This window comes from Diplocloster modestus (assembly GCF_019042245.1).
Lineage (GTDB): Bacteria > Bacillota > Clostridia > Lachnospirales > Lachnospiraceae > Diplocloster > Diplocloster modestus.
This window is the reverse complement of the sequence record NZ_JAHQCX010000003.1, coordinates 138623-152861: the sequence shown is the minus strand read 5'-3', so window position 1 is coordinate 152861 and position 14239 is coordinate 138623. Positions and strand designations below refer to the sequence as shown.

General features: G+C 48.3%; 12 protein-coding genes. 5 read left to right on the top strand and 7 right to left on the bottom strand.

The annotated features are described in order from the left end of the window. The first annotated feature begins 10 nt into the window (after window positions 1–10). The gene (locus KTH90_RS05650; RefSeq protein WP_158350703.1) at window positions 11–724 is read left to right on the top strand and encodes a LytR/AlgR family response regulator transcription factor; all 714 of its coding nucleotides are present in this window, start codon (window positions 11–13) and stop codon (window positions 722–724) included. A 19-nt stretch (window positions 725–743) separates the two neighbouring features. Here the strand turns inward: KTH90_RS05650 and KTH90_RS05645 are convergent, their stop codons facing one another. Both KTH90_RS05645 and KTH90_RS05640 read right to left on the bottom strand, forming a co-directional pair. After that, a complete protein-coding gene (locus tag KTH90_RS05645; RefSeq protein WP_238726420.1) occupies window positions 744–2699 on the bottom strand; it encodes a sensor histidine kinase in 1956 nt (651 codons plus the stop codon). A gap of 3 nt (window positions 2700–2702) precedes the next feature. After that, window positions 2703–3371, bottom strand: a complete 669-nt coding sequence (locus KTH90_RS05640; RefSeq protein WP_158350707.1) for a response regulator transcription factor — start codon at window positions 3369–3371, stop codon at window positions 2703–2705. Between the two features lie 337 nt (window positions 3372–3708). Between KTH90_RS05640 and KTH90_RS05635 the strand changes: the two genes are divergently transcribed. Further along, window positions 3709–5658: a hypothetical protein gene (locus tag KTH90_RS05635; protein ID WP_238726419.1), complete on the top strand. Its 1950-nt coding sequence runs from the start codon at window positions 3709–3711 to the stop codon at window positions 5656–5658. Between the two features lie 104 nt (window positions 5659–5762). Here the strand turns inward: KTH90_RS05635 and KTH90_RS05630 are convergent, their stop codons facing one another. The 5 genes from KTH90_RS05630 to KTH90_RS05610 all read right to left on the bottom strand — a co-directional run bounded on the left by KTH90_RS05630 (window position 5763) and on the right by KTH90_RS05610 (window position 10724). Beyond that, window positions 5763–5933: a DUF362 domain-containing protein gene (locus tag KTH90_RS05630; RefSeq protein WP_158350711.1), complete on the bottom strand. Its 171-nt coding sequence runs from the start codon at window positions 5931–5933 to the stop codon at window positions 5763–5765. A gap of 241 nt (window positions 5934–6174) precedes the next feature. Next, window positions 6175–6927 (bottom strand): pyruvate formate-lyase-activating protein, encoded by a 753-nt coding sequence (pflA, locus tag KTH90_RS05625; protein WP_238726418.1) that lies wholly within the window; start codon window positions 6925–6927, stop codon window positions 6175–6177. Between the two features lie 38 nt (window positions 6928–6965). Further along, window positions 6966–7211, bottom strand: coding sequence for an autonomous glycyl radical cofactor GrcA3 (gene grcA3 / locus KTH90_RS05620; RefSeq protein ID WP_158350715.1), 246 nt, complete (start codon window positions 7209–7211; stop codon window positions 6966–6968). 22 nt (window positions 7212–7233) lie between these two features. Then, window positions 7234–9360 carry a formate C-acetyltransferase gene (gene pflB / locus KTH90_RS05615; RefSeq protein ID WP_238726417.1) on the bottom strand — a complete coding sequence of 709 codons (2127 nt, stop codon included), beginning with the start codon at window positions 9358–9360 and terminating at the stop codon, window positions 7234–7236. Window positions 9361–9803: 443 nt separating this feature from the next. Beyond that, window positions 9804–10724 carry an ArsR/SmtB family transcription factor gene (locus tag KTH90_RS05610; protein WP_158350719.1) on the bottom strand — a complete coding sequence of 307 codons (921 nt, stop codon included), beginning with the start codon at window positions 10722–10724 and terminating at the stop codon, window positions 9804–9806. A gap of 311 nt (window positions 10725–11035) precedes the next feature. Between KTH90_RS05610 and KTH90_RS05605 the strand changes: the two genes are divergently transcribed. The 3 genes from KTH90_RS05605 (at window position 11036) to KTH90_RS05595 (ending at window position 14236) form a co-directional block, all read left to right on the top strand. Next, window positions 11036–12412 (top strand): ABC transporter substrate-binding protein, encoded by a 1377-nt coding sequence (locus KTH90_RS05605; protein WP_238726416.1) that lies wholly within the window; start codon window positions 11036–11038, stop codon window positions 12410–12412. Between the two features lie 88 nt (window positions 12413–12500). Beyond that, window positions 12501–13391, top strand: coding sequence for a carbohydrate ABC transporter permease (locus KTH90_RS05600; protein WP_238726415.1), 891 nt, complete (start codon window positions 12501–12503; stop codon window positions 13389–13391). A gap of 2 nt (window positions 13392–13393) precedes the next feature. Beyond that, window positions 13394–14236, top strand: coding sequence for a carbohydrate ABC transporter permease (locus KTH90_RS05595; RefSeq protein WP_238726414.1), 843 nt, complete (start codon window positions 13394–13396; stop codon window positions 14234–14236). Window positions 14237–14239: the final 3 nt, after the last annotated feature.

Below are 14239 nucleotides of genomic sequence, written 5' to 3'. Positions count from 1 at the left end.
CATAAGCATCATGTTGAGAATTGCGATCTGTGATGAGTGGGAGAACAGCAGAAGGGAACTGTATGCCCTTCTGACTGATTTATTGAGTAAGTATCGTATGCACTTTACGATCAGGGAATATCAGGAAGTAAATAATTTTCTGGAGCAGTATGAAAAAGAGGAATATCAAATTATTTTTCTGGGTTTTCATGCAGATAAGCCTGAAAAAGTCCAGGCGGCCGAAAAGCTGCGGGCACTGGATGACGACCAATGTATAGTCTTTTTTTCGGACAGCAGGAAATTCGCGTTGAAAAGCCAGGAAGTCTTCGCTTCCGGTTATCTGCTGCTGCCGTTTGAGCAGCCAAAAGCGGAAGCACTGCTGTACAGGCTGATCCGAAGGGAATTCCCGCAGACGGATAAGAGCTTCGAGATTAAGACGAAAAAGGAACGCTGCCGGATTCCGTATCATGATATTTTATATCTGGAAAGCCAGAACCGTATTGTGATGATTCATCAGTTCGACGGTGCCGTGTATCAGATCTACGATAAGCTGAATCATGTGGAACAGGTACTGAGGGATTCCCGGTTTCTGCGCTGCCAGCAGAGTTTCCTGATTAACATGGAACATGTAAAAGAGGTAAATACAAAGTTCCTGCTGCGCAATGGCGTATCGATCCCGATCCGCAGAGGGCAGGTACGCCAGATCCGGGATATTTACTATCGATACCTGATCAGTCAGAAATAAACGCTATACCAGGTATATGCTATCCCTGTGAATTAAGCGGCAGGATAATCGTAAAGCGTGTAAAAATACCCGGATCCGATTCGGCCGTTATGGAGCCGCCCATTTCCTCCACTGTGGTTTTAACAAAATAGAGCCCCAGTCCCCGTACCCCCTGATGATTCTTAGTGCTAAACTGATAGTCAAAGATATGGTCCATATGATCGGGTGAAATTCCTTCGCCGGTATCCATGATCGATACTTCTACTGTTTCCTGTAAATAGTTGATACCGATGGTGATTCTGCCGCCCAGAGGCGTGTGCTCCACCGCATTCAGGATAATGTTTTCAAATACCCGGAAGAGCCGGTTCTGCTGGCAATAGAGAACGGCATCCTGGTCTGGGAGGGACAGATCATAATAAATCCCATTGGCATCCGTGTATGCGCGTGTTTCCATGTAGACTAATCTGAAAAAATCAAGGCAGCTTAAACGCTCGGACGTTTCCTGTATCCGGTCCTGGGCGTTAAAGACCTGCAGCGTCTGAATATTATCCCGCAGCTGGGCAGACTTATTGTCGATCACCGTCAGATACCGCTCCATTTCCTCATCCATATCGACTCCGCTTTCCCGGATAAAATCAATATAGGTCTGAATAACGGCAGCCGGTCCCTTCAGATCGTGGGCCACGGCAGACAGGAATTTTTTACGTTCGTTCAGCATACTGGTTAAGGATGCGGTCTTAAGCGAGACTTCTTCCTGCAGATGCTCGGTCAGACGCTGATTTTCCGATATAATTTTACGGTTATACCGGATGATCAGACCGGTAAACAGCATAACCATAATAAAACCGCAATACTCATTCTGCCAGCCGAATCGGATCGGCTCAAACTGTCCGCCAGTAACATAATCCAATAGAATACCAAAGCCGAAAACCGCGTTGCCGGAGAGAAGCCAGATGGAAAAACTTCGTTTCAGTGCACCATAAAGAGCGGCAGACATCAGGTAGACACACATAATCAGCTTTGCCAGGCTGATAACCGTTCCATACCATGCTATGGTATGGGGAAACAGAGGAAACAGTATGTACATGGAAACAGGGGGCAGTATGCACAACAGAACCGAAAACAGATAGAAAACGATATGCAGCTTCCGCGGCAAAACCCTGCGGGTAAGCCAATAAGTCAGCAAAGCCATACAGGAAAGCATAGCAAAATAAGAGGAATCCTCGATAACATAGGCCAATTCACCCAGACGGATCCCGCTCCAGTGGATAAAAGGATAAAGGGTATGGATGGAAAAGAAAAGACAAAGCAGGCCATAAGTCAGATAAAGAGGTTCCTTCTGCCGGTGGGCCCAGACGGCAATGGAGGCGGCCGCGCCGCCCAGTGGAAAGAAGCATAACAGCGCATAGAATATAAAACGGACCGTCAGATTTTTCAAAATATCATCGCTGCTGCCGAGTAAAGGCGGATAGGTGACACCGCTGTAGTAATGGGAGAAATTCGAGGTCTGTATAATCAGTTCTACGTGCCCGTCAGGCAGGTTCAACAATGTATTGCGGACCCCGTACTTATAGTGATCCGGATCCACATTGCCGATCTCCTGCACCTTTTCCCCGTTCATGTATATCCTGCAGGCCGAAAAGACCTCCGGAAGCTCGAGAAGCCATCCCTGGGGCTGGTGTGCCAGTGTCAGACATTTGCGGTAGGTGGCAGTTCCAAAAGGCGAGCCGCCGCTGCGGTCCTGTGAGAAATTCCCGAATTGTCCGATATAGATCAATCCCGGATCAGATACGTCGCCGGACACAAAATCATCCGGTCCATACAGGTGATCGGGATAGTATTCCCATTGATCGATTAACGGATAGAGCTGTTTGCTCTGGGAAGTATATTTATTATCATAGTGATAGGTAACCCAAAATAAGATCCCAGCCAATAAAAAGGAAAAGGCCAGGATCAGTATGGAAATCCGTATATTGTGTTTTGCTTCTTTTGTCATAGATTACTCCGTATAGATGTAGCCCTTTCCCCACTGTGTTTTGATATATTCTTTGTCGGGTGAAAGTGCCTGGATTTTTCTGCGTATCCGCATAACCAGGATCTGGATACTGTGGGTGTTATAATAATCTTCTCCCCACAAAGCCTGATAGATCGCCTCCTGGCGGTATGGCGTACCCTTGTGCTGAGCGAGGAACTGTAATATTTCATATTCATTTACTGTAAGATTTAATGACTTGCCGCCTATGTATGCCTGCTTTTCCTCCGGATTGAGCTGCAGGGCGCAGGTCAAAGACCGTGCCGGTGCCAGCGGATTGGTATTCCGGATCCTGGCTCGTACTCTCATCTCCAGCTCCTTCATGCGATAGGGCTTCAGCAGATAATCATCACCGCCGCATTCGAATCCTTCGATCATGATCTCCTCTTCCGTCAGACTGGTCAGAAAAATAATCGGCACCCGGTATTTTTGACGAATAAGCCTGCAAAGGTCCAGACCATTCACATCATCCATTCGAATGTCCAGCACAATACATTTATAATGATGTTCGGACAGAAAATGGAGTGCGTCTTCCGCACCCAATGCGATATCCACCAAATATCCGAGTTTCTCAAAATAGATCTTATTCATATCCAGTAAATCTGCATCGTCATCCACAAATAATAACCGTTCCATAGTTCCTCACCTTATATTATAGTTTAAGCAGTACAGGTGTAATTGTCCAGATGTTTTAGATGTTTTATCTGCCCATCATCTCATTATACGCTATTTGCCTGTCTGTATCTCTGTCAAATCTGAGAGAATGTGAGAGATATACAATAAAACTAATTTTAATTATAACGGAATAAAACTGCAATCTAAATAATTATCTGTTGTTATTTGTTGTTAATTATTGTTAATTATTGTAAAATACATACAAAATATGTATATATTTGAAAAATAATTTGACTGTAACAGGTTGAACCTATAATATGAAAAAAGAGGGTAACATAAATTGGAAGGAAATATACAGATGCGAAATAAAGCGCAAAGCAGAAAAGTACATATATGGGCAGGTATCGTTATTGTTTTGGCAGTCGTGCTGCTTAACACCAGTGACTGTTTTGCAATCGTATGGCCGCCTGTCAGAGAAGATGAACAAGAGTTTTTGAAATGGTATGAGGAGCATAAAAACGAGGATGCCCAGTATGTGCTGTCGGGGGATCTGCAGTTGACCCTTGGCACCGAGGACCAGCCGATCCTGCTGGATGGCACCGGCCATATCGATATCGTCTGCGGACGTTATGCCATCGTTGCAGCCAGCCCATTAGTACTGGATAATGAGAATCTGCTGATCACAGAGACCGGTGGTATCGCCCTGGTAGTGAACAGCGGGGGAACCGTAGCTTTATATAACGGTAAAATCTCAGTATCCAGTGGAGCCGGAATTATGTTGTCATCCGGTGAGATCCGTACAGATCCCCAAAAAGGGGAATTTCAAATAGAAGCAACAGGTGAAAGCTGTACAGGAGTGTACTGTTCCGGGGGAGAGACTGCGGAACTATCCGGGCTGAACATCCGTAGTTCAGGGACGGGGCAGGTCCGTGGAGTATTTAGTTTTATGGGAGACATCTCCCTTTCGGACTGCGACATCACTGTCTCCAGTACTGGCGATGCCTATGGGATCTATGGCAACAGAGAGGTATCGGTCAGCAACTGTACCATAGAAGCCATTGCTGGTGAGGGCGGAAATGCGGTGAGCGTATACAGCCAGCTGGATCAGATGACGATTATAAACAGCAGCCTGACACCTCCGGTGGAAGGGGCTATGACAGTCTATCAGATGATAAATAACGACAATCCGAAGCCTGTGACCGTACAGGTGGGAACGGAACTTACGCAGGAAATGCTGCCGGATACGGTCCTGACCCTGTTAGAGCTTAAGGGAACGAAGGAACTCATTGACGTGGCTCTTCCGGTCCGATGGGAAGTCTCCCAGGCAGATACGGATGCCTTTGGTGTAACACAGATTACGGGCACTTATTTGCTGCAGAATCTTCCGTATACAGTACACAATCCGGAAAATGTCACGCCCCGGATGGCAGTGATAAGTAAAAATGAGGAAAAGGGTATGTTTCCGGTATCATATCAGGTTAATGACAAGGATACCGGGAGGTATGGGATACTTTTCCTGATGCCTTATCCCTATGGGGCGGACACGCTTGAGATGGAATACAGCCTGGATAAGGAAAACTGGAGTCTGTACCGCCTCTCCGATTCGAGCAGTAATCTCCTGAACGGGGGCGTGCCTACGGAGCTTGGCCTGTTAAGTTTTTACATAGAAATCCCATGTGAGCAGGATGAGCTTTATGTCAGGTTCCTGACAGGGCCTGGGAGCAGTTATGAGGAGCTGGGAGATATGTGGCTGCTGGATCTCACCAGTACGCAGACGATCCCCCCGGTCTGGTCCGGATCGAGTGAAGGAGATCGGGGCGGCGCAGGAGTCAAACCCCCGGACCGGGACCCGGACACAGGTACCGGAGAAGGTCCCGATAATAACCCGTCACAGAACCCAGACACAGAAGATGATAATAAGAACAGCCAGAAACATTCCCAGGGGGAAGAAACAGATCATCCAACGGACACTGCAACAGTCAGCGCCCAGAAGAAGATCAGAACGTCCAGCGGACAGGCGGGCATTCAGGAATCTTTTCCGCCTGAACCGGCGGTAACAGCGGAAGTCATGGAGCCGGGCGGACAGGAAGAGAAAGCGGCGGATTCAGAGCCGTTAGTAAAGCCGTCTCAGAATCCAGGAGAGGCAGCCAGCCAGGCGGGACATGAAAAAAAACAGTCTCAGCCGGGGATTTCTCCATGGAAAGTGACTGTGGTAATTCTGTGCTGTGTTTTGATCGTGTCAGCGGTGGTTTACCTGGGATTAAAATTAATGAGGAAAGAGGCGGACGTTCCCAGGGATCAAAAATAGGATGGATTTTTTGATTCATTATAGAAGCATTTTCGGAAAAATAAAATGAGTCTGCTGCAACCCGATGTATAACGAGTTACAACAGACTCTTTGGTAGTTCGTTATTATTCAGCTGAGATAGCGCCGGTCGGGCAAGCGCCTTCACAAGCACCGCAATCAATGCAGGTATCTGCATCAATAACGAATTTGCCATCCCCTTCGCTGATCGCACCAACCGGACATTCGCCCTCGCAGGTTCCACAGCTGATGCAGCTATCGTTAATTACATGTGCCATAATGCGTATCCTCCTTCTATAAACTTTTCTTAAATTAGCTTATCCTCACGATATGCTTAGAATTATTCTAATACATTCATATCAATTATACAAGTAAATTATATGCATTTTATTTAGGACAATACTGGGAGAAGTACCGGCAGTCCAGGTTAAAACTGAAGGTCCCAGATCCGGAAGTTGGAACCGTTATAAAGCTTCCAGGGACAAGAAGAAACCCATCGATTCCAAAATTTCGGATCTGTTAATGATTCTGTCTTCGAACAGAACGGATACCCTCGAGGATATAGGACCTTAAAGCCTTCGCTTCTTCCTTGGGCATGTCCGGCAGATCCTTCAGCGGATAATCAAGTCCCAGCGCTTCATACTTGGCAGCGCCCATGGAATGGTAAGGCAGTACATCCAGGGCCTTAAGTGTTGGAAGGGTACCGATGAATGCGCCGAGCCGCTTTAGCGACTGGGGATCATCCGTTATTCCGGGAACGACCACGTGACGGATCCAAAGAGGGGTCCCCCTCTCACCCAGATAGCGGGCGAAGTCGAGGGCCGGACCATTCGGCTGCCCGGTCAGTGACCGGTGGGCCTCCTGGTCGATATGCTTGATATCCAGCATAACAAGATCGGTATAGCGGGTCAACCGGTCGAATTTTTTCAGCAGCTCCTTCGAATCACGGTGAAAGGTAATGCCGGAGGTATCCAGACAGGTATGGATACCCCGCCGGTGTGCTTCCCGGAACAAGTCCGTGAGAAAATCAATCTGGATAAGCGGCTCGCCGCCGGTGGCGGTGAGCCCTCCGTTTCGGTAAAATGCTTTGTTCGTGTCGTATTCACTGAGAATCTCATCCACAGTCATTTCCTGGCCGCCGTCCGGATTCCAGGTGTCAGGATTATGACAATACAGACAGCGCATCGGGCATCCCTGGAAAAAGATAACCATACGGATGCCGGGTCCGTCTACGGTGCCGAAGCTTTCAATCGAATGGATTTTACCTGTCATAGTTAATCGCCTCTGTCCTCTTATAAATATCCTATATATTACATACCCTCGTGGAAGGTTCTGGAGATCACGTCGTCCTGCTGTTCTTTTGTCAGTTTTGTGAAATTGACCGCATAACCGGAAACACGGATGGTCAGCTGCGGATATTTCTCAGGATGCTGCTGGGCGTCCAGCAGGGTTTCCTTTGAGAATACATTAACGTTTAAGTGATGGCCGCCCTGCTCTACATAGCCGTCCAGCATATTTACGAGATTGTCGATTTGTGCCTGGCTTGGATTAGTCATATAAGTTTCCTCCTTTTGAATTTTATAGTGCTTCGTTGTCGTCGATCCCTTCCATCAGGTTCGGAATACCGCAGGACATATCGGGACCGCAGTCACAGCCGGATTCCAGGTCGATGGAGAGATCGCCGGAGATGATCAGATCATCTTTGCCCAGAGCTCCCGGTATGATGGAGAAGGTATTCGAGATACCATCCTGCGCATCTTTAAACGGCAGTTTCGCCACGGAGGCCAGGGAAGAGATCGCGCCGTGGGAATCCCGGCCGTGCATGGGATTGGCCCCGGGAGCGAAAGGCTGCCCCTGTACCCGTCCGTCCGGTGTAGAACCGGTATTCTTTCCATAGACCACATTCGAAGTGATCGTCAGAATGGACATGGTGGGAACACCGCCGCGGTAGGTGTGATTCCCACGGATCATCTGCATAAAGGTATGGACGATATCCCTTGCGATTTCATCCACCCGGTCATCGTTGTTGCCGTATTTGGGGAACTCGCCTTCCACTTCATAGTCCACAACGACCCCATTCTCATCCCGGATGGCTTTTACCTTAGCGTATTTGATCGCGGACAGAGAGTCGGCTACGACGGAAAGCCCGGCGATACCGGTGGCAAAATATCGTTTCACATACTTATCATGTAACGCCATCTGGATTTTTTCATAGCAATATTTATCGTGCATATAGTGGATGACATTCAAGGTATTCACATACAGCCGGGCCAGCCACTTCATCATATCGTAATAGCGCTCCATCACTTCGTCATAGTCCAGATATTCGGAGGTGATCGGTCTGAACTTCGGGCCCACCTGCTTTTTGGAAATCTCATCCACACCGCCGTTGATGGCATAGAGCAGGCATTTGGCCAGGTTCGCTCTGGCGCCGAAGAACTGCATTTCCTTGCCGACACGCATGGAAGAAACACAGCAGGCGATGGCGTAATCATCTCCGTGGGTAACCCGCATCAGGTCATCATTTTCATACTGAATCGACGAGGACTTGATCGACATCTTCGCGCAGTAGCGTTTGAAAGTCTGCGGGAGCTTTGCAGACCACAGAACGGTCAGGTTCGGTTCCGGCGCAGTACCCAGGTTATCCAGCGTGTGCAGGTAGCGGTAGGACATTTTAGTTACCATATGGCGGCCGTCAATTCCGACACCGGCGATAGACTCCGTGACCCAGGTCGGGTCACCGGAAAACAGAGAATTATACTCCGGGGTTCTGGCAAACTTCACCAGACGCAGCTTCATAATAAAATGATCTACAAATTCCTGAATTTCCTCTTCTGTAAACGTACCGTTCTGTAGATCCCTGTGAGCATAGATGTCCAGGAAAGTAGAGGTGCGGCCAAGACTCATAGCGGCGCCGTTCTGTTCTTTGACAGCGGCCAGATAACCGAAATACAGCCATTGGATCGCTTCCTGAACATTAGCCGCAGGTTTGGAGATATCAAGGCCATAGATCTGTCCCAGTTTCTTCAGGTCCTGCAGCGCCCGGATCTGCTCGGAGAGCTCTTCCCGTTCCCGGATCACATCCGAATACATAATCGTACGGGTACTGTCCTTCTGCGCCTCTTTATCCTGTATCAGCTTATCCACGCCATAGAGGGCTACCCGGCGGTAATCGCCGATAATGCGTCCCCGTCCGTAAGCGTCGGGCAGACCGGTTATGATATGATTCGATCTGGCGGCGCGCATCTCCGGCGTATAGGCGTCAAATACGCCTGCGTTATGTGTCTTGCGGTGTGAGGCAAAGAAGTCCACGACCTCAGGATCCACTTCATAACCGTTATCCTTGCAAGCTTTCTGCGCCATCCGGATTCCGCCGTATGGCTGCAGGGAACGCTTAAACGGTTTGTCCGTCTGAAAACCGACGATCTTCTCGTTGTCCTTATCCAGGTACCCCGGGCCGTGGGAGGTGATGGTCGATATGATCCTGGTATCCATATCCAATACCCCGCCTGCTTCCCGTTCCTGCCTGCTCAATTCCATAACCTGATCCCACAGCTGCGCGGTCGCGTCGGTCGGTCCGGCCAGGAATCCCTCATCCCCTTCATAGGGAGTATAATTTTTTAAGATAAAGTCCCTGACATCTACTTCGCGTACCCATGCTCCGGGATGAAAACCCTGCCACTGCGTTTCTAAGTGGTGACTCATATATTTGTCCTCCTGTTCCTGTTGAATTTCATTGGAAGCTTCCCTTCCAACAAAACCTGAGTAATTAATCAGATACTTAAAACCAAATTCCTAAATCTTATTGTGCCCACATTATAAGGGAAATAACAGGTATCGGTCAATAGATTCCAGTGTACTTTTTTGAATACAGTATACAAAATTCCATAATCTGGAATATAAGAATGAGAGGGGACTGGCACCTTTCGATTATAAAGTTAAATTCTCAAGTAACAACGTGGAGAAAGGGGCCTGTCCCCGGAAGCTGGCTGGATTAGTCCCTCTATCGGGGAAACAGACGTTATTATCCTCGATCCGACCGTCATCCGGGGACAGGCCCCTTTCTCTGCATATTTACTTAAAATTTTAACTTAACAACCGAAAGGTGCCAGTCCCCTCTCATTTTCCCGGGTTCCGGTTCGGAAGCGTTAATATACAAACGACAATTTTATATCTTGTTCATAGTCTCCGAACTTTTGGCCGAACAGGTTGAATCCGCCTGGATACTCGGCGTCCTCTTTGTTTCCGATACGTACGGTAATCCAACAGTTGTCCTGCAGGGAAAGATCAGACAGACGGACAGAACTGCTGACTTCATTATTAATGAGTGTGGAGGTGCCGGTGACAGTTACTGTGGTGAGGAGTCCATACTGGGTCGCACCGCTTTCCCACCAGGGGGGATTCAACCGGCCTCTTCTGGCTCCAAAATCTCCGGGACACTGCCAGGTTCCGCAGTCATAGCCGTTGATCCAGACGGTGATATCTGATTTCCAGTCTTCGCGGTAATTCGCTACTTCCGAGCAGGCTTCAAAGGTCAGAAGCAGCTGTTTTAAGGAGATATCTTTTGCCATAGGATTCGGAAAGCGATATTCCACATAGCCGCCGGCGGACCAGATCAGCTGTGCCTGAAGCCGCTCAGGAAGAAAGAAGTCACAAGGGCGGTCTTCATAACCGATTCCGCCGTTTTCTCCGGCAAGACCGCAGGTCGGCAGGATGTGACAGTCGGTATAGGCACCCACCGGCATGGATATCGTAGAGATCTGATCTACATCGATGGGATTTCCAAACAGCCGGATGCTTACGAAATCATTTTTCCGGCTGCATAGTTTCATAGAGCCCCGGCATCCAGGCTGCTGTTCCGTATGAATCAGATCGGCCCCCTCCAATATCCGGATGTGTAAAGCGGCTGTGGAAGCTGGGATATTCAGTTTTTCCGCGATTTCACCGATATTATAACTGTTATAATATAGTAATTTTATGATCTGTATACGGGCCGGAGAAGAGAGAGCCTTGGCCACTTCACATAGATATTCTTCGTTATCCGCATTCAGTTCAAGTATCTTAGACATGGTATTCCTCCATTAATATTGTTCTTATTAAAGAATAACATCTTAGATTCCTCTTGTCCACTTAAAAGCGTAAAACAGTAAATATAAACAATAATATTGTTGTAAAAGAGACGAAATTACCAAAAAGATCTGGAGTAACAACAAATATATTGACATAATACGGAATATTATGCTAAGATTACAGCAATAAGAAACAAAAATATTGTTCTAATAACCGACAAAGCCAGACAGTGAAACCGAAGGGGGATAGAAAACGATTCACTGAATTAATTAAAAATATTATTATAATAGCGATGAGAAAGGAGTTTCATATGAAAAAGTTATTGTCAGTTTTACTCATGGTAATGTTAACAGGCTGTATGCTCGGCGGGTGCGGGAAAGAAGCCGCCAAATCCGACGGCGGGAACGCGGACAGTCCGGATGCGCCGGCGGCGGATCAGGCATCCGCCGGGGAGTCTTCCGGCGAAAAGACACACTTAAAGTTTATGGGCTGGGGAAATGATTCTGAGGTTGCCACCTTCCAGGCCATGATTGATCAGTTTGAGGAAAAATATCCGGATGTGGAGGTCGAGTATATCGTGGTACCCTCCGGCGATTTTGACACCAAGCTGCAGAATATGATCGCTGCTGACGATCAGCCGGATGTCTTTTACTGCGGCGTGGATTATGTTATGAAATACGCGGCAACCGGTAACCTGCTGGATTTGACATCCTATGTGGAGGAAAATGACATCTTCGATATAGACAATATCTGGAAAAACGCGATAGACATCTACCGATACGACGGCACTTCCCTGGGAAATGGACCGATCTATGCCCTGCCCAAGGACGTGAGCGCATTTTCCGTGGTCTATAATAAGGATCTGTTCGACGCTGCCGGTATCACAGCACCCACCCAGGACGATCCGTGGGATTGGAATGATTACCGGGAGGCGGCGGTCAAGCTGACCAATGGGGACGTGTTCGGCACGGCGATGTATTCTATGGAATCCGCGGTTTGGTCCAACGGAGCGGACTGGCTGGATGAAAGTTTGTCTAAGGTGGCATTCACCGACCCGAAGTTTGTGGAGGCGTTTCAATATGTAGCGGATCTGCGGTGTAAGGATCACGCGGCTCCTTCCTCGGCGGAGGAAGCATCGTTAAGCAGCTATGACCGGTTTATGCAGGGCAAGCTGGGCATGATGGGCGTAGGCTCCTGGGCCACGGCAGACCTGTGGAACAACTGTGACTTTGAATGGGATCTGATGGACTGGCCGGTAAGTCCGAATACCGGTGATAAAGCTGTGTGGTTCGGAAGTGCCGGACTTGCGGTATCTCCTGCGGCCAAAAATCAGGAAGCGGCCTGCAACCTGGCAGCGTTTCTGGCCTTTAACGAGGATGCGCAGAGGACCAGCTATACGACCGGAATGTCTGTCCCTACTTTAAAAGATATGGCTAACGGGGAATATCTTACAATGGATAAACCACCTGCCAACAAACAGGCATTCTTAAATGTTCTGGATGATTACGGCCGCCTGGCTACCCAGTCCCGCACCTTCAACCAGGAGTGGTGGAGTGAGTTCAACTCGGGGATTGACGCGGTATATGACGGTGAGATGACGGCCCAGGAATACTGCGATTCTGTAGCGGATCAGGTACAGCAGCTTCTGGATAAGAGTATAGAACAGCAGAAGGCGTTAAATAAGTAAGATTCAGTGCGCTGCGGCGGTGATATGCCGCCGCAGCGCCGACCACAAATATCAGAACATCCATTAAGCAAAGGAGATGACCTTTTCGATGTTCAAAAAAAGCTTAAAGCGCAATGAAAAGATAGCGGGGCTTCTTTTTATTGTGCCATCCATGGCCCAATTTCTATTCTTCTTCCTGCTTCCGCTGGGGCTGTGCATCTGGGCATCCTTTACGGACTGGAATGTACTGGTGCGGGATAAGTCCTTTATCGGGCTGGGTAATTTTGCAGAGCTGTTCCAGGACAGGAAGTTCTGGATCGCGATGCGCAACACGGTCTATATGCTGCTTCCGATTCCGGCATACATGGTGCTGGGTCTTTTGTTTGCTCTGGCCTGCCATAAGAATATCAAGGGAAATAAGGTATTCCGGGTGCTGTACTATCTGCCTTATATCTCCTCGATCGTTGCGCTGGTGCTGATCTGGAAATGGATCTTTAACTCGGAATTCGGTCTTGTGAATCAGTTCCTTGGTCTGTTCGGCTTCGACGGGCCAAACTGGCTGAACGATCCCACATGGACCAGGCGGATGATTATTCTTATGATCGGCTGGAAAATGATCGGGATTACGGCCATCTATTTCCTGGCATCCTTAAAAAATCTGCCGGAGACCTATTATGAAGCAGCCACCATTGACGGCGCCACTTCGACGCAGCAGTTTTTCAGGATCACCCTGCCGCTGCTGACGCCGATCCTCTTTTACCTGGTAACGGTAAATATCATCGGTTCCCTTCAGACCTTCATCGAAGTGAATCTGTTTACCACCGACGGCGGCCGGAATTATGGAGTTGCCACGATCATTTATTACATATGGCAGAAAGCGTTTGATTACAGCCAGATGGGCTATGCGTGCTCCGCTGCGGTTATATTCGGCTTGTTTATCCTGCTGCTGACGGCCCTCCAGTTTAAGATCTCGAATAAATGGGTTTATGAAGGAGAGTAAGGATGAAGGCAAAAAACAGAACGAATCCCGTGAGAATTATTATATTTATCATTCTGGTACTGGGTGCGGCCACGATGGTCATCCCCTTTCTATGGATGCTGTCCACTTCCCTTAAGGAATCGAATCTGGTATACCAGATTCCGCCGCAGTGGATTCCGGACCCGGTGGACTGGCATAATTACGTGGAAGTCTGGAAGAATTCAAACCTGCTTTCAGGCCTTAAAAACAGTGTCATCGTATCCGGCAGCGTGGTGATCGTCGGCACGGTCTCTTCCACAATGGCAGCATTTTCCTTTGCAAAGCTTACGTTTCCGGGTAAGAAATATTTTTTCATGGCGCTATTGTCCACCATGATGATCCCGATCGTGGTGCTCCTGGTACCCCAGTATATCATTTATACAAAAATAAAGTGGATCAATACGCTGCTGCCTTTGATGGTTCCCGGTATGCTGGGTAACGCATCCATGATATTCTTTCTCCGCCAGTATATGACGGGGCTGCCTACGGAGCTGATCGAGGCGGCAAAGATCGACGGCTGCGGATATTTCCGCACGTATTACCAAATATTCCTGCCGTTATCCAAACCGGCGGTGATCAGTAATGTGATCATGATCTTTATGGCGACCTGGAATGATTACTTCGGCCCAATGGTCTTTGTCAATGATGCGAAGAAACAGACGGTTCAGGTAGCCATCTCTATGCTGAACTCTTACTACGAGAACCAGACGGATGTGCCTGTTGTGATGGCGGCCGCATTGATCGCCGTACTGCCGGTACTGCTATTATTTATATTCTGTCAAAAATATTTTACGGAGTCCTTCGCAATGAGCGGCATTAAGGGCTGATGG